Annotated in this window: 16 protein-coding genes and 1 pseudogene; 11 read left to right on the forward strand and 6 right to left on the reverse strand. The window is 60.2% G+C overall.

The window, feature by feature from the left end; genetic code table 11:
* The first annotated feature begins 108 nt into the window (after positions 1 to 108).
* Complete coding sequence (locus AB3X95_RS28290; protein WP_368623138.1) at positions 109 to 789, forward strand: TetR/AcrR family transcriptional regulator; 681 nt, start codon at positions 109 to 111, stop codon at positions 787 to 789.
* A 20-nt stretch (positions 790 to 809) separates the two neighbouring features.
* On the opposite strand, the gene AB3X95_RS28295 is transcribed toward AB3X95_RS28290, so the two are convergent.
* Entirely contained in the window at positions 810 to 1697 is an 888-nt protein-coding gene (locus AB3X95_RS28295) for an SDR family NAD(P)-dependent oxidoreductase (RefSeq protein ID WP_368623139.1), read from the reverse strand.
* A gap of 180 nt (positions 1698 to 1877) precedes the next feature.
* Here AB3X95_RS28295 and AB3X95_RS28300 point away from each other — a divergent pair, with 180 nt between their 5' ends.
* From AB3X95_RS28300 to AB3X95_RS28310, 3 genes are read left to right on the forward strand one after another with little or no spacing between them, the layout of a single operon-like run.
* Complete coding sequence (locus AB3X95_RS28300; protein ID WP_176121363.1) at positions 1878 to 2321, forward strand: nuclear transport factor 2 family protein; 444 nt, start codon at positions 1878 to 1880, stop codon at positions 2319 to 2321.
* Complete coding sequence (locus AB3X95_RS28305) at positions 2318 to 3337, forward strand: SDR family NAD(P)-dependent oxidoreductase (RefSeq protein WP_368623140.1); 1020 nt, start codon at positions 2318 to 2320, stop codon at positions 3335 to 3337. Before AB3X95_RS28300 ends, AB3X95_RS28305 begins: the two co-directional genes overlap by 4 nt.
* A 37-nt stretch (positions 3338 to 3374) precedes the next feature.
* Positions 3375 to 4526 (forward strand): Gfo/Idh/MocA family protein, encoded by a 1152-nt coding sequence (locus AB3X95_RS28310; RefSeq protein WP_368623141.1) that lies wholly within the window; start codon positions 3375 to 3377, stop codon positions 4524 to 4526.
* 21 nt (positions 4527 to 4547) lie between these two features.
* On the opposite strand, the gene AB3X95_RS28315 is transcribed toward AB3X95_RS28310, so the two are convergent.
* The 4 genes from AB3X95_RS28315 to AB3X95_RS28330 all read right to left on the reverse strand — a co-directional run bounded on the left by AB3X95_RS28315 (position 4548) and on the right by AB3X95_RS28330 (position 7361).
* On the reverse strand, positions 4548 to 4994 hold the full coding sequence (locus AB3X95_RS28315; RefSeq protein WP_368623142.1) for a hypothetical protein: 447 nt from the start codon (positions 4992 to 4994) through the stop codon (positions 4548 to 4550).
* Positions 4995 to 5726: 732 nt separating this feature from the next.
* Positions 5727 to 6236 carry a GNAT family N-acetyltransferase gene (locus tag AB3X95_RS28320; RefSeq protein ID WP_176121358.1) on the reverse strand — a complete coding sequence of 170 codons (510 nt, stop codon included), beginning with the start codon at positions 6234 to 6236 and terminating at the stop codon, positions 5727 to 5729.
* A gap of 97 nt (positions 6237 to 6333) precedes the next feature.
* Complete coding sequence (locus AB3X95_RS28325; protein WP_176121357.1) at positions 6334 to 6723, reverse strand: VOC family protein; 390 nt, start codon at positions 6721 to 6723, stop codon at positions 6334 to 6336.
* Positions 6724 to 6827: 104 nt separating this feature from the next.
* Positions 6828 to 7361, reverse strand: coding sequence for a GNAT family N-acetyltransferase (locus AB3X95_RS28330; protein WP_176121356.1), 534 nt, complete (start codon positions 7359 to 7361; stop codon positions 6828 to 6830).
* Between the two features lie 191 nt (positions 7362 to 7552).
* Here AB3X95_RS28330 and AB3X95_RS28335 point away from each other — a divergent pair.
* A pseudogene (locus tag AB3X95_RS28335) lies at positions 7553 to 8683 on the forward strand (IS110 family transposase).
* Between the two features lie 326 nt (positions 8684 to 9009).
* Here AB3X95_RS28335 and AB3X95_RS28340 read toward each other — a convergent pair.
* Positions 9010 to 9486 (reverse strand): GNAT family N-acetyltransferase, encoded by a 477-nt coding sequence (locus AB3X95_RS28340; protein ID WP_368623143.1) that lies wholly within the window; start codon positions 9484 to 9486, stop codon positions 9010 to 9012.
* Positions 9487 to 10805: 1319 nt separating this feature from the next.
* Here AB3X95_RS28340 and AB3X95_RS28345 point away from each other — a divergent pair.
* The 6 genes from AB3X95_RS28345 (at position 10806) to AB3X95_RS28370 (ending at position 17274) form a co-directional block, all read left to right on the forward strand.
* Positions 10806 to 11378 (forward strand): helix-turn-helix domain-containing protein, encoded by a 573-nt coding sequence (locus tag AB3X95_RS28345; protein ID WP_176126193.1) that lies wholly within the window; start codon positions 10806 to 10808, stop codon positions 11376 to 11378.
* A 342-nt stretch (positions 11379 to 11720) separates the two neighbouring features.
* On the forward strand, positions 11721 to 14477 hold the full coding sequence (locus AB3X95_RS28350; protein ID WP_176369453.1) for a TonB-dependent receptor: 2757 nt from the start codon (positions 11721 to 11723) through the stop codon (positions 14475 to 14477).
* A 162-nt stretch (positions 14478 to 14639) separates the two neighbouring features.
* A complete protein-coding gene (locus AB3X95_RS28355; protein ID WP_008917474.1) occupies positions 14640 to 15359 on the forward strand; it encodes an energy transducer TonB in 720 nt (239 codons plus the stop codon).
* A 108-nt stretch (positions 15360 to 15467) separates the two neighbouring features.
* Positions 15468 to 16376, forward strand: coding sequence for a MotA/TolQ/ExbB proton channel family protein (locus AB3X95_RS28360; protein ID WP_368623144.1), 909 nt, complete (start codon positions 15468 to 15470; stop codon positions 16374 to 16376).
* Positions 16377 to 16407: 31 nt separating this feature from the next.
* On the forward strand, positions 16408 to 16833 hold the full coding sequence (locus AB3X95_RS28365; protein WP_368623145.1) for an ExbD/TolR family protein: 426 nt from the start codon (positions 16408 to 16410) through the stop codon (positions 16831 to 16833).
* Positions 16834 to 16842: 9 nt separating this feature from the next.
* Positions 16843 to 17274, forward strand: a complete 432-nt coding sequence (locus tag AB3X95_RS28370) for a biopolymer transporter ExbD (RefSeq protein ID WP_008917477.1) — start codon at positions 16843 to 16845, stop codon at positions 17272 to 17274.
* Positions 17275 to 17276 lie beyond the last annotated feature (2 nt).

Genomic DNA, 17276 nt, shown 5'->3' on the forward strand with positions numbered 1-17276 from the left:
CGGGCAGCAGCGCGTCACGAGGCTCAGGCGGCTGCGACCCCCAGGCTACAATCTGACGCGAAATGGTTCCAATACCGGCGAGCCATACGCATCATCTATCGACAAGTCATGAGCGCAGAAAAAGGATCGCGAGCCGCGCGTAAGGGGGAGGCTTTACCACGCGCAAAACGGGGTCGCCCATTCAAGGCCGATGCAGAGAGGCGCCAGGACGAACTGCTCGACCATACGCTGGAACAGTTCATGGCCGTCGGCTATCGAGCCGCGACGATGGACGGCATTGCGGCATCGTTTGGCGCGAGCAAGTCTACGATCTACCGGCGCTATGGAAGCAAGGCGGGCCTGCTGCGCGCGGCGATGGAGCGCGGCGTTCCGCTGCTGCTCGATCCGCTCACCAACGTGTCCACCGACGCACGTCGTTCGCCGCGCTCCGTGCTGCGCGACTATGGGGAAATCATCCAGTCCTATCATGCGGACCCGAGCATACGCGCGATGTGGAGGGCGGTAAGCGAGGCGCGAGAGGAACTGAACGAGATGCTCGAAGACGTCGTCGATCAGCAAGACAGGGCGTTGGCTCCGATCGCTGACTATCTCACTGCGTTGGCAATCAATGGAAAGATCGTGGTCTCCGATCCGCGCGCGGCGGCCGCGTGCTTTGGCGCGCTGACGAGTGGCGGCCTCGCCAGCTTCCTTGGCGAGCCGCTTCGCGATAAAGAGCGGCATGCCGCGCTAGAGCTCGCGCTTACGCTGTTCCTCGACGGCATACTTCCGCGCGCAATGGATCGGAAGTAGTCGCGATTTTCGTTACGGCATTAGCCAAACAGTTTGCGCAAGGTGCCGCCCATCGGAACGGGGAGCGTTGCGCCATCGTCGTATGGCCAGCGCAACATGCCGAGGGCGGCCGCGGCGCCTCCATCCACATGCAGCACCTGACCCGTGACCGATTTCGCAAGGTCAGACGCGAGGAACAATACGGCATTCGCCAGATCGTCCGCACTCGGAGGAGCTTGCAACGGGATGTACATCTCGAAGGCCTTCGCCCACCACTCGGGCGGGGCATCGGCGTTGAGGGAGCGCCAGGGTTCGGGAATAGCCGCGGCGTTGCCCGCGCTGGGCGTCGTGTCGGGCGCAATCAGGTTCACGCGGATTCCGAGCGGCCCGAGCTCCCAGGCCATTGCCTTCGAGAAGTGGGTCGTTGCGGCCTTCGCGCCAGCGTAGACTGCGAAGCCGCCGGCGCCGCGATGCGCTTCGATGGTCGTAAAGTTCACGATCGAGCCGCCACGGCCGCCGCGCTGTAACAGCGGCACTGCGTGACGCATGGATTCAATCACGTAGCCGAAGTTGCGCTGAATGTCGTCCGCGCAATCGCGTTGCGTGCGTTCGATGAACGGCTGCATACCAGTGCCGCCAACCACGTTCACGAGTAGTTCGATCGCACCGAAGAAGCCCGCAGTCGCATCATAGAACTGCGCGAGCTGCTCTGGCTGTGTGGCATCCGCGTGCATGCCGAGCACGCGGCGGCCGAGCGCTCGCAATTGCGCCGATGTGGCCGCAATGCCTTCGTCATCGATGTCGCACAAAGCGATATCGACGCCGGCCTCGCCTAGTGCCAGGGCGACCGCTCTTCCAATTCCTGCGGCGCCGCCAATCAACACCGCTCTGCGACCTTCAAGTGCGCCTCTGCGATCCAGAATACCCATTCGCCTTGTCCTTTCGTTTAGTGATGTGCGCGACCGAAGCGTGTCGCAATCTCATGTATTGAATAATGGTACTGGCGGTGCTATTGTTGATCAAGAACATCAAGGCAATCAGCGGAACACGCGATAGCGGGTTTCGATAAAGACTCCGATGCGACCGCGTCGATCAATGGAGGAACCCGAGTGACCGACATCGAAAAGCTCGTTGCAATCGAGGAGATCAAGCAACTCAAAGCGCGCTATTTCCGTTGCATCGACACAAAGAACTGGGACGGATTCAAATCCGTGTTCGCGCCTGATGCCCGGTTCGATATCAGCGATGACGTGCCCGGATGCATTCTTGTCGGCAGGGAAAAAATCGAACAGGCAGTCAGTGTTCCTCTTGCGGAATGCGTGAGTGTTCATCACGGCCATTGTCCGGAAATCGAGATCACGTCGGGCACGACGGCGAGCGGCATCTGGGCGATGGAAGACATGTTGCGCTGGGAAGCGGACTCGGGATATCCGAATCGCACGCTCCACGGCTACGGCCACTATGTCGAGACCTACGAGAAGATCGACGGCCAGTGGCATATCAAGAGCATGAAGCTGCAGCGACTGCGCGTCGATGCCGGAGCGCCGGCATGAACGCGCAGGACGTGTTGGATGCGGATTCGACAATTCGCTTCGACGGCCGCGTTGCGATCGTGACTGGCGCGGGAAGCGGATTGGGCCGCGACTACGCGAAGGCGTTGGCGGCGCGTGGCGCCGCCGTCGTCGTGAACGATCTGGGAACCGATCCGCGCGGCAATGTGCTGTCGGACATCGGTGCCCGGAGCGCGGCTCTGGGTGTCGTCGAAGAAATAGAAACCGCAGGTGGCAAAGCGATCGCCTGCCATGAAAGTTGCGCGACGAGAGCCGGTGGAACTGCAATCGTGGACGCCGCGCTGGACGCATTCGGCAGGGTTGATGTCCTCATTCACAACGCCGGATTTCTATGCAACGCGCCATTTGAGGAACTCACCGACGAGCAGATTCGCTCGATCATGGATGTTCACCTGATGGCCGCATTTTATGTGGGCCAGCCAGCGTGGCGCGCGATGCAGGCCGCGAAATATGGGCGAATCGTCTTGACCAGTTCCGCATCCGCGATGTTTGGTTCCGTGTGGCAAGCCAACTACGGTGCCGCAAAGGCCGGTTTGGTGGGGCTGATGAACAGTATCGGCGTGGAAGGCGAGAAGTACGGCATTCGGGTCAACGCGTTGCTCCCGTGCGGCGCCAGCCGGCTCGGTCAGGGCAGCGACGAATGGCCTGCCGATTTCCACCACGGTATGCCGGAAGATTTCGCGCTGGTCGCGCCGGGCATCCGCAACGAATTCGTCGTGCCGATGGCGATATGGCTGGCAAGTGAACGGTGCAAGGCCAATCGCGCGCTCTACACGGCAACGGGCGGGCGGTTCGCACGCGTTTTCGTCGGCGAGGCCGATGGGTGGTTGAGCCAGCACGGCCGTCCTCCTACGCCGGAAGACATCGAGCGACATCTGGCCGAAATCGATGACACGACGCACTTCGACCAGCCGCAAAGCGTTTGGGGAGAGTTCGAATCGATCATCAGCGGCTATCGGGCCGAGGCAAAGCGGCGGCTGGACCCGCCAGGCCTTTGACCAACGACAGGGAGCAACGAGACATGGAGAAACGATCGTGACACGCAGAATCGGCATCATCGGCGCCAACTGGAGCCTGAAAGTGCATGGCAGCGCCTGGCGGCTATTGCCGGATGTGGAGGTGGCGGCAGTCTGCACCGCGCACCGCGAGACCGCCGAAGCAGCGGCGAAAGCCTTCGGCGTGCCGCGCGCCTATTGGGGCGTCGCGGATCTCGTCGCCGATCCCACTCTCGACATCATCGATGTCGGCAGCCGGCCTTCGTATCGCTATGACATGGTGATGGCCGCGCTCAACGCGGGCAAGCACGTCTATGACGCGCTGCCGTTCGCGGTCGATACGGAGCATGCGCTCGCGCAGAGCGAACTGGCTGCGAAAAAAGGGCTGGTCGGTGTGGTCGACGCGCAGTTCCGCTGGGTGCCCGCGGCGATGCACATGCTGAAGCTTGTTTCAGAGGGCTTCCTTGGCGAGCCACTCGGTTTCAATTTTCAGCTTCTTCAGCCATTGCGTAACCACGATGGATTCATTTATCCCCATGCCTCCTATCCTGGTGGCGGCGTGTCGCCGTACAAGTGGTTAGCCGAATCCACAAGCGGCGGCAGCGCATGGCGCAATTTCGGCAGCCACATGGTCCTGTTTCTGATGCCATTGCTCGGCCGTGTGAAGGCGGCGACCGGGTCGGACACGACGGGCATCAAGCAATGGCGTTTGCCGGACGGTAGCACGTACGCGCCAGACACCGCCGATCTCGGCTGCGGCGTGTTGCGCATGGAAAACGGCGCGTTGGGCACGATCCAGACAAGCTGGGCAGTCGCCGACGGCCCCGGCATTCGTGCCGAATTGTGGGGAACGAAAGGACGCCTGCTCTACGTCGATCCTACGTTCGGCGATGGCATTTCATCGCGTCTCTATGCGGGCAAGCCGGAGCCGTTCGAGTTCGGCACGGCCGCGGGCGAATGGCTCGAAACCCCGGAGCACTATTTCGCCGTGCCGGGAACGGGGTTCTCGAAACAGAATGCTCCGTCGTACATGGTGTCGATGGGCTGGATGTTTCACGACATGCTCGAAGCGATCAAGCACGAGCGCACACCATCGCCGAGCTTCGAAGAGGCTGCCCACGCGCACCGGGTAGTGGAGGCGGTGATCGAGTCCGGCCGCAGCGGACGATGGATCGAGATCGCCGATCGTTGAAGCGGCCGGCGTGGCCACCCACTACTCGAGCCACGTCCTGATGCCCGCGATGTACTCGGCAATCTGCCCGCGAGCCTGTTTCCTGTCGCGGGCGATGATTGCCCGTGCGATCTCATGCGCATCGGCCAGTTGCAGGACGATGCCGCCGGCCATCCCAGATCGATGATGTGTGTCAGCATCGATACGAAGAGCGTCTGCGCGCGCGTGACTGGCGCGCCGAGCGCATTGCGTTTGCGGCGCGGTGCGCATCCGATCAATCGATGCATAGACTTGCGTAGCGGGCTTGGCGTTTTCGTGGACGCACGTCTGATTCGGCATCAGCGGATTATCGGACTGGTACAGATGGGTGTCCCCGTTGATGACGAGGCCAGGCTTGCCGAATTCAGCGGTACGGCGAGCAATGATGTCCACGTGCTGGGCATATTCCGATAGACGGGAATTGTTGCCCAGGTTTTCCGCATTCCACATGTCCGCCTGCACAGCGATTACCAGTGCAGTTGCCTTCTGTGCTTCCGCCTGGTCGAACGCGTTGTTCAGCTAATCGATGGTTGCCTGCGTACGGTTCGCGACTTCCGTAGCCTGTCGCGAAGTCATATTCGCCCAGTCCGGAGTTTGCGGCTTCTTACCCGAGAACCAGACGTCAGTACAATTGTTTGAACCGCCCGGAATGTTGACGGTAGCGAACACCACGCCTTCGGTCGCCCACCAGACGTTTCCACAAACTGTTTGTCGGCAGCGTTCGTCCCTTCCTGGGCCTGACTGTGAACCTGGAGAGCACTCGAACCCAGTGTCGAGCCGGCAGCGGGAAAGAACAGTTGGCGAATCAGGGCCAAGGTTCCAAGCGAAAATAGGAGTAGATGCACTGCGACTCCTCAGTTGTTGTTGTGCGCCATCAGGGACAGCCGTCGGCTAACAACTATTGAAGCGGCTAGGGTTTGAGCGTGAAGGCTTGGCTCGTTCCTATCTGAGGATCAATGGGGTATGGGTCGACCACGTTCTCACATCGCTAATCAACCACATTCGAGAACGTTGAACCAGTCTGGCAGCTTTCGCTCCTACCTTTCTATCTTCACGGACGCAAAGCTGGCGGCGCCGTCGGAAGGGCGGAAATAAGTTGAGCCTACCGGAAAGGGGCCCAACGGATCTTCATCGTGAGCGATCAATATCGTCACTTCCGGGCCGCAGTCGCCGGTCGCCGGCTCAGGCGCACGGAATATCCAACAAGGTCCGAATCCGCTTTCCCATCTCGAACGCGCGAATCTCGTAGCCCAATTCTCGGTACAGATTGACCGCCTGTTCGTTAAACTCCCAAACGGCTAGTCTGATATCGGTGGCACCCTGCTTCCGCGCCCACTCTTCTGCGAGTTTAATAAGGGAGCTGCCGACCCCGCGTCCTCTGATTTGTTCTAAAACCGCGACGGAACCGATGCGACCGACGACCATCGGTTGCAATAGCGGGCTTATCGGCTTCACCACCTGAATCGTAATGAAACCGACGGCGTTGCTGCCAAACTCCGCAAGAAACGTCGCTCGATCTTCTCCTTGGAGGCTGGCGAGCCAGTGCGGCTCGTCGCGGCCGAATTCTGTGGTGGCATCTGCGTAGATGTCGGGGCGTGCTAAGTGGTGGCTCGCATTCAAAATTTGACCCAATTCGCAGATTGTCAGAACGTCTTCGATTGTCGCGCGTCGATAGCTTATCGGATAGGTCATTGTCAGCCGTGATGAGGGAAATTTTCGGGGGCGGTCGCCTCAGTGCGACCCCACAAGACGTGCGGACAGCCGGTAAGAAGACCGATACGCGATAAGGTCAGGCGCTCCACGCTGCATTTTGCAAGACGAGCCGATAGCCGTCAGGATCCTCGAATGTTCGACCCGACACGTCCCAGTAAGGATTGAACGACTTTACGCAAACAAATCCATTTTCGACAAGGCGATCACACATCGCCCTCCACACTTGTCGATCCGGTATGTAAAACACCAGCAAGTCCTCACTCGTTGGGCGAGGCATCACGGGATGTTCGCTGCAATGGGTAAACTCAAAATGATAGTCCATGCTGGGACTTCCAAGCATCACCCCGTCGAATTCCTGATGATCCTGAAATCTGGCGAGGACGGCCAGACCAAGCGCTGAGCAATACATGCGTTCAGTACGGGCAAGATCGGAAACGGGCCGTGCGACTCTGAGATGCATCGTCATCGAATGGAATCGTGGAGATTGTTGAAAACGTATCAAACATCTGCTTGCAACACAAAGCCGAGCGACATCCGTGCCGAAGGATGTCGATCTGAAGGCCGAACCGCTTACACCTGGTTTGTGACTGGCAGGCGTGGAATTCGGTAAACGCAGGATGTGTACTTTGGCGTCACGCGGCTTTCCACGATGACGCCGCCTAACGATTCGGCAATGTGCCGGCTCGAGCGGTTCTCTTCTGCGACCGGATAGGTGAAGCTTGCACAGCCAATGGTTCGCGTTGCCCATTGCGCAACAGCAGTTACGGCCTCGCGGCCGAAGCCATTTCGATGACGATCTTCACGAATCCATATGCCGAGTTCCGGGCTCTCCATGCGTACGCGGTGGAGTCCGGCCAACCCAAGAAAACTCCCGTCTGCGCGGTGCCGTATCGCGAATACATAGTCTGACCCGTCGTCTATCGACGGTATCCACGACTGCCAGACCTCGTCGAAGTCTTGCCGGGATGCTGGCGTGTCCCAGGCCATGTGACGGGTGAGCGAAGGGGTGATGCATGCGAACGCGGCATCGGCGTCGCTGGCCGTGAACGGTTTAATCAGGAGCCGGGTTGATTCAATCTGGATTTCTGTTGGCCGCTGCAGCATCTCAGGTTTCCGTCGAGGTTTGTTCATATGTCGACGAATTAGAAACATGCATCGACCGGTTGAGGCAGTATGACTTTCCGTGAGGTGGTGGCTGGCCCGCCGTGAGAAACCAGACGCGGGTTAGCATTGCTGCCAGAGCCGCATGGTGTGCACGAGGGCGACACCCGGCGATTTCCAGCACGGAGGCCAGCATGGGACACGATAACACGGTGTACGTCGGTCTGGATGTCCACAAGGAATCCATCACGGCAGCCTACGCCGTCGGGATAGGCGAGGTGGAATTGCTGGGCAAGATCGGCACTTTGAAGACTGACATCGACCGCCTGTGCCAGCGCGTGCAGTCCAAGGCGACGCACGTTCGCATCGTCTACGAAGCAGGGCCATGCGGCTATGGTCTATACCGGCAACTGGTGTAGAAGGGATTCGACTGCATGGTATGTGCCCCGTCGCTGATTCCGAGGAAACCAGGCGAGCGGGTCAAGACCGACCGCCGCGACGCCCTCAAACTCGTGCGCTCGTTGCGCGCAGGTGATCTCTCGTCAGTCTACGTGCCGGGCGTCGAAGATGAGGCATTCCGGGATCTGGCCCGGGCGTGGGCTACCGCCAAAGCGGATCTCAAACACGCGCGTCAGCGGGTCAAGTCCTTTCTGCTCTCCCACGGTGTTCGTTATACCGGCAGCGCCAACTGGGGTCCGGCACATCGAAGGTGGATCAGCACCTTTGCGTTCCCCAACCACTGGCAACAACTGGCCTTTGACGAGTGCCGCCGTGCCGTCGAAGACAGACTCGCACAATGCGACCGCCTCGAGGCGGCACTACGCGAGGCTGTCGTCAACTGGCGCTTCTATCCGGCGGTACTGGGCCTGCAGGCAATGCGGGGCATTCAGTTCACCACGGCCGTAGGCATGCTCGCCGAACTCGGCGACCTGTCGCGATTCGAGCATCCGCGTCAACTGATGGCCTGGCTCGGGGTGACGCCCTCCGAACACTCTTCAGGAGACCGGCGCCGTCAAGGCAGCATTACAAAAAACGGGAACAGCTATGCAAGAAAGCTGCTCGTGGAGGCTGCGTGGAGTTACAGATACCCCGCTCGGGTGAGCCCGGACATTCAACGCCGCCACGAAGGAATCCCGAAACCGATCATTGACCGCGCATGGGATGCCCAACTGCGGCTATGCCGGCGATATCGCAAGCTCGCAGCGCGCGGCAAGAATGTGAACACCAGTGTGGTTGCCGTTGCGCGAGAACTCTCAGGGTTCATCTGGGACATCAGCAGACTGGCGATGTCCCTCGCCATACCGAAAGATGCCGGGCCGGTCTGACACTCCATCATCTTAACGAGGACACTGAGAGTTTCCTGAAGGCGGCGTAGCCCGGCACCCGAGTAACCCGCGAGCGGATTATGCAACACATCTAATGCGATTTGCGACTTGAGGCAGCGGCAGGCTCATAGGGCGGACCACAGTAATGCGGTAACCAACCCGCGGATATCAGTGTGACCCACCGTCGAGACGTACTGCTACGTCGCCCTCAGGAAATTCAGATGAACCAAAACCGAGAACCGATCGCGATTGACACGGAAAGTCATATCAATCCGCCGCCGACCATTACCCCCTGCGGGCAACAGTCGTCGGCCAAGAGAGGCACCTTAGCCACCCACGATGACAAGCTTCGTCATTGGCACGCAAGCCAATTCCAGTCCGCGCGCGGTACGGTACGTTGAAACCGAATCGCCCGACCAGCCACACTTACGATAGAACGGTACCGCGTTCAGCGTCGCATCGAGCCGCATTGCGTCAAGGCCGTGCTCGGCGGCCAACGCCTGAAGAAAATCCAGCATCTTGCGTCCAATGCCGCGACCCATATGAGACGGCCGGACGAAGATCGCGTCGACTTGCCCGCTGGCGAGCGTAAGCATCCCTGTTCCGACAACCGATCCCCGATCGACGGCGACATAGAAGTCACGTTCGACAACGCTAACCCATTTGTCGCCTGGCGAGCCATCGACCCACGCCGACAGGGCCGCTCTGGGATAATGCTCAGCGCACGCAGCATGCACCGATGTTTTACGGATATCCCACGCGTCGAACGCGTCATCGCGATTCGCTTTTCGTATCGTCAGCACGCAACGCTCCTTGATTCGAGCGGCCAAAACGGCACGTCGGCAACGTCACCGAGAACGGAAACACGTACTCTGTCATGCATGCAATCATTCCTATTTGCGCCAACGCAATTCGGAGCGGCGTAAAAGACGCGGCCCCCGTCATGATTCGCGGGGCCGTTGGAAAAGGCTATGTACGGTGTATGGACGTCGCGCTCCCCTCGCCTTACCACTGCCGGTCACGGTGCAGGTGATGACATTGAGCGCGTTGGAATTCATTGAAGCATGTTGCCTTTTGAAGAAAATGCCGTCAATGTCGATTTGCGCATTATCAATAATCCGCGGGGCGTCGTGAATCTCTGAAAGTAGCCGGTCAGCGTCCCATCGCTGACGGGCCATCATCCTACTGCTTAGTCTGTTCTGCCATTTCAGGTGCGTCGTCTACCTCGATGCAGGTAGCGCACCGTACCTGCCAGTTTGTGTGGCCACGCAGTAGCTGCACAGCCCGGAGGTTCTTGCTGCGACGATAGATCGTAAGCGGTCGCTTGCCGACGTCCCTCGGAGGCCAGGCGCAGCCGGGGAGTACTTATGGCATGAGCCCGGCATAGTCGTCGGCGTTTTTCGACGAGCGAGTAAAGATCAGCACTGGCTTGCGCCCCGGCAACGGTGTCGGCGAACAGCCATGACTTCCGGTCAACGACGACTGGGGTGATCATGAGCGATGCCGTTGCATAGCTCGTTCGTTCATCTTGCTAAGGGCTTTTACGCTGGCCACTTCACTTCCTCAACGGCAAGTCATGCACGATTCCGCTCCTATTTTTTTGGGTGAAGCTCGATTCCACTAAACTTGTCCATGCTGGCGGTGTTCGCACCATGACTCCACGCCTCCGTTCGGCTCGAACGGTGGGCGCTAGCTATCTAATTATTAAAACTAGCAAGAAGGGTTGACTAGAGGAAGTAATCTAAAGCGACGTTCTGTGCATAGAGAAAGCCATGACATTTTTGGTGCGATATCCCCAATGCGATGCATTTAGGGGAATTGTGTCTAAGGTCGTTGCGCCAAGGCGGCGAATTTCCGAAGGCTGGAACTTCAGGTTTTCTCAACCAACGTTCTTATTTCGGCTGCCGCCCGGCGACGCTACTCATTTGATAAACAAAGCAATCTTGATCAGCCGGGGGCGCAATGCCGCTTTTACCTTCAAAGCTCGAGCGACGCGCTGAAGTGAAATGAGTGCAAGCACCAATACGGCGCATTGGCGTAGCGTGGCCTAAAAGAAGAAATATTTTGCTGTCATCAAACAAATTTTGACGCGGTTTTTTTACTGATATCTTTGGTTACAGACATGAAACGTGATGACAGAAAAAGCAACGCCCCTCTTGTGATGGGCAGCAAGATAAGAGCGCTGCGCAAGCGACTCGAGCGTACCTTGGACGAAACTGCAACGGCGGCCGGAATCTCGAAGCCGTTCCTTTCCCAGGTGGAGCGAGGGCAGGCGACACCGTCCATTTCGTCATTGGCCGGTATTGCGCAAGCGCTTGGAGTAACGATGCAGTACTTCGTCGAAACGCCGACCGAAGCGAAGTCCGTGCGCCGCGCAGACGAAGGGCAGTACTTCAGCTTTGCCGACTCGGCGAATCGGTTTGCTCGCCTCACCAATGCAGCGGTCGGCAGGCAGCTTGACGCGATTCTCGTCCGAATGCCTGCTGGTCAGCCGCCGTCGGAAGTGACGACACATGCTGGAGAGGAGTTTCTCTATGTACTCAGCGGTAGGCTTTCGCTGAGCCTGGAGGGTCGTACGTTTATGCTTGATCCGGGTGACAGCGCGCACTTCGAGTCGACGGTCCCACACGGCTGGGCCAATGCGGCTAACGAAGAAACCGTGATTGTCTGGGTAGGTTCGCCGAGGTTGTTTTAAGCATTGGTGGCTTCGCTGCGTTCGCGGCGAATCTCCGTTTCATACATTTGACAGTCCTAAGTGTATGAATCTATGTTGAATACAGAGTGATCCATCGATTCCTTGCGAACGATGGTTAGGGATTCGTTTTCCCTGGATTTTTCAGCAACTTCAATATGTACATTTTGGTCTCCTTTGATATTCGACGAAGTGGTTCAGGAGTGGCTTTGGTTGTTCGCATAGTCGGTGGTATGCGGGCGTCATGAAGTAACGGGGCGGTCTCGGACGGGTGCCGCACGGGGGAAAGTGCCAAAGGTCTTCTCTGGCATGTCGACTTGGGTCAATGACACACGAAGGGAAAAAATGAAACTCACGGTTTTGGGATCTGCCATACGGAAAATAGTGTGGGCAGAGATTGCGCTGACAGCTGCGCTTGGGACCACGGCGTTTGCACAGGTTCAACCGGCAGCAACCGCGGCGGCGACGAAAGCTGACACTGCCTCCGCTCAGAAGGATGGCCAAGACGCGAATGCGACGGCCGCCGCACCGACCGCAGCATCGGGCGCTTCGGCGGGCACCAGCTCGGTGAAGCAACTGCAGAAGTTCGAGGTGACGGGTTCTCTGATCCGCAGCGCAGACAAACAAGGCCGCACTGAAGTTCAGGTCATCACCGCGAAGGAAATTCAGCAAAGCGGCTACACAACCGTGGCCGACTTCCTGCGCGGCACAGCGGTCAACTCCGCAAGCAGCTGGTCGCAATCGACGGCTCAGAGCTCGGCACCGGGCGGTGCGGGCCTTGCGCTGCGCGGCCTCAGCGAAAAATACACGCTCGTGCTCATCGACGGGCAGCGCGTGGCCAACTACGCGCAGCCCGTCAACTTCACCGACACGTTCTTCGACATCAACACGATCCCGATGAACATCGTGGAGCGCATCGAAATCGTGAAGACGGGCGCCGTGTCCGTGTACGGTTCGGACGCGATCGCGGGGGTCGTGAACATCATCACGAAGAAGAACTTCGAGGGCTTGCAGATCGACGGCCAGCTTGGCAAAGCCCAGCATCCCGGTAACGCTCAGGGCACCTTCAGCGTTCTGGGCGGTCTCGGCAACCTGACGTCCGACCGCTGGAACATCACGGCGGCCGCGAGCTACTACCGCGACAGCGGCTCGACGCTCGCCGACCGCGACATGACCAAAAACCAGGACTTCACGCAGTTCCCGGGCGGTAACGCGGCGCCGCTAGGTCCGAATCAGCAGTCGTACTGGCAGCTCGCGGACGGCACCCATCAGGCGTTCAATCCGTGTCCGCCGGGCAGCAACGCGACGGCGACGGGCGGCCAGTCGTGTACGTACAACGTGGCGAACAGCACGTCGCTGATCCCGTCAACGACACGCCTGAACGCAAAGGTGCGCGGCACATTCAAGATTGACGACACCACCGAAGCCTATGCGGGTTTCTGGGCGAGCCGCAATGAAACCGTGCAGTTGAACGGTCCGGCGTCGCTCAGCAGCCAGACCAACGTGTTCGACCCGTCGACGGGCACGGTCTCGCCGGTCGGGCGCACCGTCTCGGCTTCGAACCCGTTCAACCCCTTCGGCGTTCCTACGCGGATCAACCTGACGTTCCCGGACAACAAACGAGTCACCGATACAACCTCGACGTTCCTGATGGCGAACACGGGCGTCAAGGGTTCGTTCGACACCGCGAAGTTCGGCAACTGGGATTGGTCGGCAGAGTACGCCCATTCGCAAAGCACCGTCGCAAGCACCTTCAGCAACCAGCTAAATGTGGCTGGCCTTGAGAACATGCTCGCGAACGGCACCTACAATTTCTCGAACCCGGGTTCCACGCCGAATGGCCTGAACGGCGTGTTCCAGGATGACAACCAGCTGTCGATCACGAAGCTTGACCAGGTGCTCGCGAAGGCCTCGACGACCAGTCTGTTCACGCTGCCGGCCGGCGGCGTCGGCCTCGGTGTCGGCACTGAGTTCCGTCACGAGTCGACGGTCATCAACTCGCAGACCTATGCGACGCAAGGCATCACAGCACCTGCGAACGTGCAATCGGTGGACGGCGAGCGTAACGTCGCGGCCGCCTTCTATCAGGTCGACATTCCGATCATCCGCAATCTGACGTTCACGCAGTCGGGCCGTTACGACCACTACAGCGATTTCGGCGGCGCCTTCTCGCCGAGCTTCGCGCTGCGCTTCCAGCCGATTCGCATGCTGACGGCCTACGCTTCGTACAGCCGCGGATTCCGCGCGCCGACGGCGGTCGAGAACGCGCAATCGGTCTATCTGGCCCACCAGAACCTGGTGGACCCGAACGATCCGAGCGGCGTGCCCACCAAACACTTCACGACGGAGCAGACGACCGGCAACCCGAACCTGCAGCCTGAGCACACCAAGAACTACAACATCGGCTTTACGCTGTCGCCGGACGCGACGACGGACTTCGGTGCGGCCTTCTACAAGGTGCACATCGACAGCGTCATCGGCACGCCCGATCCGAACGCGATCTTGCAGGCGAACGATCCGAATTTGGTCGTGCGTAACCCGGACGGCACCATTCGCTACATCAAGATGCCGTTCGTGAACCTGGGCTCGCTCGATACGGACGGCTTCGACCTCGATTTCCGCAAGAGCGTGGGCACGAAGTACGGCACGTTCACGCTGTCGGGAGACTGGGCGTACGTCTGGCACTTCAAGCTGAAGAGCGGTGGCGAGACTCAGGACTTCGCGGGCAACAACCTGGCGCTGCTGCAGCCGTTCGGCGCGAGCAACCCGCGCTGGAAGGGCAACACGAGCCTGAGCTGGGATTACCGCCAACTGACCACCACGCTCACGTGGCAGTACACGGGCCCCTACACGAACGCGGTTGCGGCCGAGTTCGGCGATGGCGGCACGCTGTCGGTTGCCTCGTACAGTCAGTTCAACCTGGTGGCCACCTATCGCGGCTTCAAGCACTGGACCATTTACGGTGGTATCCAGAACCTGTTCGACAGGAAGCCGCCGTTCGACGTCGAATGGCAGTCGACTCCTGACATCACGGGTTACGACCAATCGCTGTACACGAACCTGGGCCGCTTCTTCCAGGTGGGTGCGACTTATCGCTTCTGATCGTGGCAGGCCGGCGCCCGACCGTGCGAGGCACCGTCGGGCGCCGGCCCGCGTGTTATGGCAGTGGCAAGAAATCCCTTGTGAACAGCCTCGTTCGCGGTTCGTGGCGCGACCAGCGCCGCGACTACGGAACAGGTGAATCACGCTGCGAGGATCGAAGGTATGAAAGTAGAAGCAAGCATGACTGCGACATCAGCCGTGGACGCGGGCGGGGTCGCGAGACCCGGCCGCCCGCGCGAATTCGGGCGCAAGCAGCAAAATCCGGTTCGCCGCTTCGGCGGCATCGCAGTCGTCATCGTCCTGCACATCGTGCTGGTCTATGCGCTGCTCAACGGCCTCGCGACCAAGGTCGTGCAAGTCATTCAGCATCCCATCGAAACGAAGATCATCGAGCCGGTCAAGCCGCCGCCTCCGCCACCTCTGCCCGAAGTGAAGCTGCCGCCACCCAAGTTTGCGCCGCCACCGCCCCCCTTCGTGCCGCCGCCCGAAGTGCCGGTGCAAGCGCCGCCGCAGCCGACCATCGCGCACACGGCCACGCCGGTGCAGTCCGCGCCCGTGACGGCACCACCCGCACCGCCTGCGCCGCCCGTCAAGGCTGCTGCGCCCGTGCGCACGGAAGTCGGTGTCGTCTGCCCGAATTCCGATCAGATCCGCAGCTCGATCGCCTATCCGAAGGAAGCGCAGGAGAACGGCGATACCGGCGAAGTGTTGATCGAATTTACCGTCGATCCGGAAGGACATCTCGGCAACGTTCGTGTGGCCAAGTCGTCGGATCACGACAGTCTGGACGAAGCGGCATACAAGGCCGTCAAGCGGTTCAACTGCATCGCGCAGGGCCAGGCCGTGCGCGTGCAGGTGCCTTTCTCGTTCAACCTCAATTGACTCGACAGATAACAAACCGCGCATGCTGCGCCCGCGGTGCAGGCACGAAAGCCTGCACCGACGGTTTAACCCGATTTCTTAAGTTCAACGTTTGAACTGGAGCTCAACATGAATAAGCGTTCCGTCGCCACCCTGGCAACCAGCCTCCTGATCGCTGCCGCCGCGGTGAATACCCTCGTCGCACCGCAACTCGCGCATGCTCAAGCAAGCGTGGCCGCCTCCGCCGCGCCCGCCGTAGCAGCACCGCAGATGAACGCGTCCGCCACCGCAGCCGACGAGCCGGCGCCGCCGCCCGCCCCGGCGGCAACGCAATCCGTCGAGAACCCCTACGGTCTCGGCGCGCTGTGGAAGAACGGCGACTTCGTCGCGCGCTTCGTGCTGCTTCTGCTCGTAATCATGTCGATGGGCAGCTGGTACATCATGGTCACGAAGTTCTTCGAGCAGTTCCGCGCCAACCGCCGCGCGAAGCATGCCGACGAGCAATTGTGGAGCGCGCCGTCGCTCACCGAAGGCGCGCAGCAGCTCGACGAGTCATCGCCGTTCCGCTTCATCGCCGAGACGGCCATCGAAGCAGGGCAACATCACGACGAGGCGCTGCTCGAAGCCGTCGATCGCAACACGTGGATCGACGTCTCGGTCGACCGTGCGATCACGAACGTGTCGAACCGTATGCAAGACGGTCTCGCGTTCCTCGCGACAGTCGGCTCGACGGCCCCGTTCATCGGTCTGTTCGGCACCGTCTGGGGTATCTATCACGCGCTGACCGCGATCGGCATCGCGGGCCAGGCCTCGATCGACAAGGTGGCGGGCCCCGTCGGCGAAGCGCTGATCATGACGGCCATCGGTCTTGGCGTCGCGGTGCCGGCTGTGCTCGGCTACAACTTCCTCGTTCGCCGCAACAAGTCGGTGATGGAGCGCGTCCGTGCCTTCGGCGCTCAACTCCATGCCGTGCTGCTCGCCGGCAGCAAGCGTCCCGCCCGTCCTGTCGCGGTGCGTTCCGCCGCGACCGCCCCATAACCGGCAGTCTGAAGCCTGAACGAGGTCCACCATGGCCATGAGCGTGGGGCAAAACGAAGATAGCGACGACGTTATTGCCGCTATCAATACGACGCCGCTCGTCGACGTGATGCTGGTGTTGCTGATCATCTTCCTGATCACGATCCCGGTCGTCACGCATACGGTGCCGGTGCAGTTGCCGAAAGAGACGATCCAGCCGCTACAGACGACACCGACGAGCATCGAGATCGCGGTCAATCGCGACGGCGACTTCTTCTGGAACGAGAAGCACGTTGATAGTGCGACGTTGCTGTCGCGGCTGAAGGACGTCTCGATAATGCAGCCGCAGTCCGAGGTCCACGTGCGCGGCGACCAGAACACGCGCTACGAGTTCATCGGCCGCGTGATCACGAGCTGTGAACGCGCCGGCATCGCGAAAGTGTCATTTATCACTGAGCCGCCCGCGCGCGGCGGCTAGGAGGCGAAGATGGGAATGAACGTTCCTTCGGGCGGCGGTGGCGGAGATCCGGAAGTGATGGTGGACATCAACACCACGCCGCTCATCGACGTGATGCTGGTGTTGTTGATCATGCTGATCATCACGATCCCGATTCAGATGCATGCGGTGAAGATGAATCTGCCGGTCGGCAATCCGCCGCCGCCGCTCACGCAGCCTGAAATCGTGCAGATCGACATCGATTTCGACGGCACGACGACCTGGAACGGCACGCTGGTGCCGGACCGGGCGGCACTCGAGGCAAAGCTTGCGCACGTCGCGGCCGAGCCCGTGCAGGCCGAGATTCATCTGCGGCCGAACAAGCTCGCGCCTTACAAGGATGTGGCAGCCGTCATGGCGTCGGCGCAGCGCGTTGGCGCCACGAAGATTGGGCTCATCGGTAACGAGCAGTACATGCAATAAGG

The organism is Paraburkholderia sp. BR13444 (genome assembly GCF_040948755.1).
GTDB lineage: Bacteria > Pseudomonadota > Gammaproteobacteria > Burkholderiales > Burkholderiaceae > Paraburkholderia > Paraburkholderia youngii.

Coding starts and splice junctions, on each gene's coding strand:
- AB3X95_RS28305 (WP_368623140.1), top strand. CDS start 2,318: ATGAACGCGCAGGACGTGTTGGATGCGGATTCGACAATTCGCTTCGAC.
- AB3X95_RS28320 (WP_176121358.1), bottom strand. CDS start 6,236: ATGACCTATCCGATAAGCTATCGACGCGCGACAATCGAAGACGTTCTG.
- AB3X95_RS28345 (WP_176126193.1), top strand. CDS start 10,806: ATGAAACGTGATGACAGAAAAAGCAACGCCCCTCTTGTGATGGGCAGC.
- AB3X95_RS28330 (WP_176121356.1), bottom strand. CDS start 7,361: ATGCTGCAGCGGCCAACAGAAATCCAGATTGAATCAACCCGGCTCCTG.
- AB3X95_RS28360 (WP_368623144.1), top strand. CDS start 15,468: ATGAATAAGCGTTCCGTCGCCACCCTGGCAACCAGCCTCCTGATCGCT.
- AB3X95_RS28295 (WP_368623139.1), bottom strand. CDS start 1,697: ATGGGTATTCTGGATCGCAGAGGCGCACTTGAAGGTCGCAGAGCGGTG.
- AB3X95_RS28290 (WP_368623138.1), top strand. CDS start 109: ATGAGCGCAGAAAAAGGATCGCGAGCCGCGCGTAAGGGGGAGGCTTTA.
- AB3X95_RS28325 (WP_176121357.1), bottom strand. CDS start 6,723: ATGACGATGCATCTCAGAGTCGCACGGCCCGTTTCCGATCTTGCCCGT.
- AB3X95_RS28355 (WP_008917474.1), top strand. CDS start 14,640: ATGAAAGTAGAAGCAAGCATGACTGCGACATCAGCCGTGGACGCGGGC.
- AB3X95_RS28370 (WP_008917477.1), top strand. CDS start 16,843: ATGGGAATGAACGTTCCTTCGGGCGGCGGTGGCGGAGATCCGGAAGTG.
- AB3X95_RS28350 (WP_176369453.1), top strand. CDS start 11,721: ATGAAACTCACGGTTTTGGGATCTGCCATACGGAAAATAGTGTGGGCA.
- AB3X95_RS28315 (WP_368623142.1), bottom strand. CDS start 4,994: ATGTGGAATGCGGAAAACCTGGGCAACAATTCCCGTCTATCGGAATAT.
- AB3X95_RS28365 (WP_368623145.1), top strand. CDS start 16,408: ATGGCCATGAGCGTGGGGCAAAACGAAGATAGCGACGACGTTATTGCC.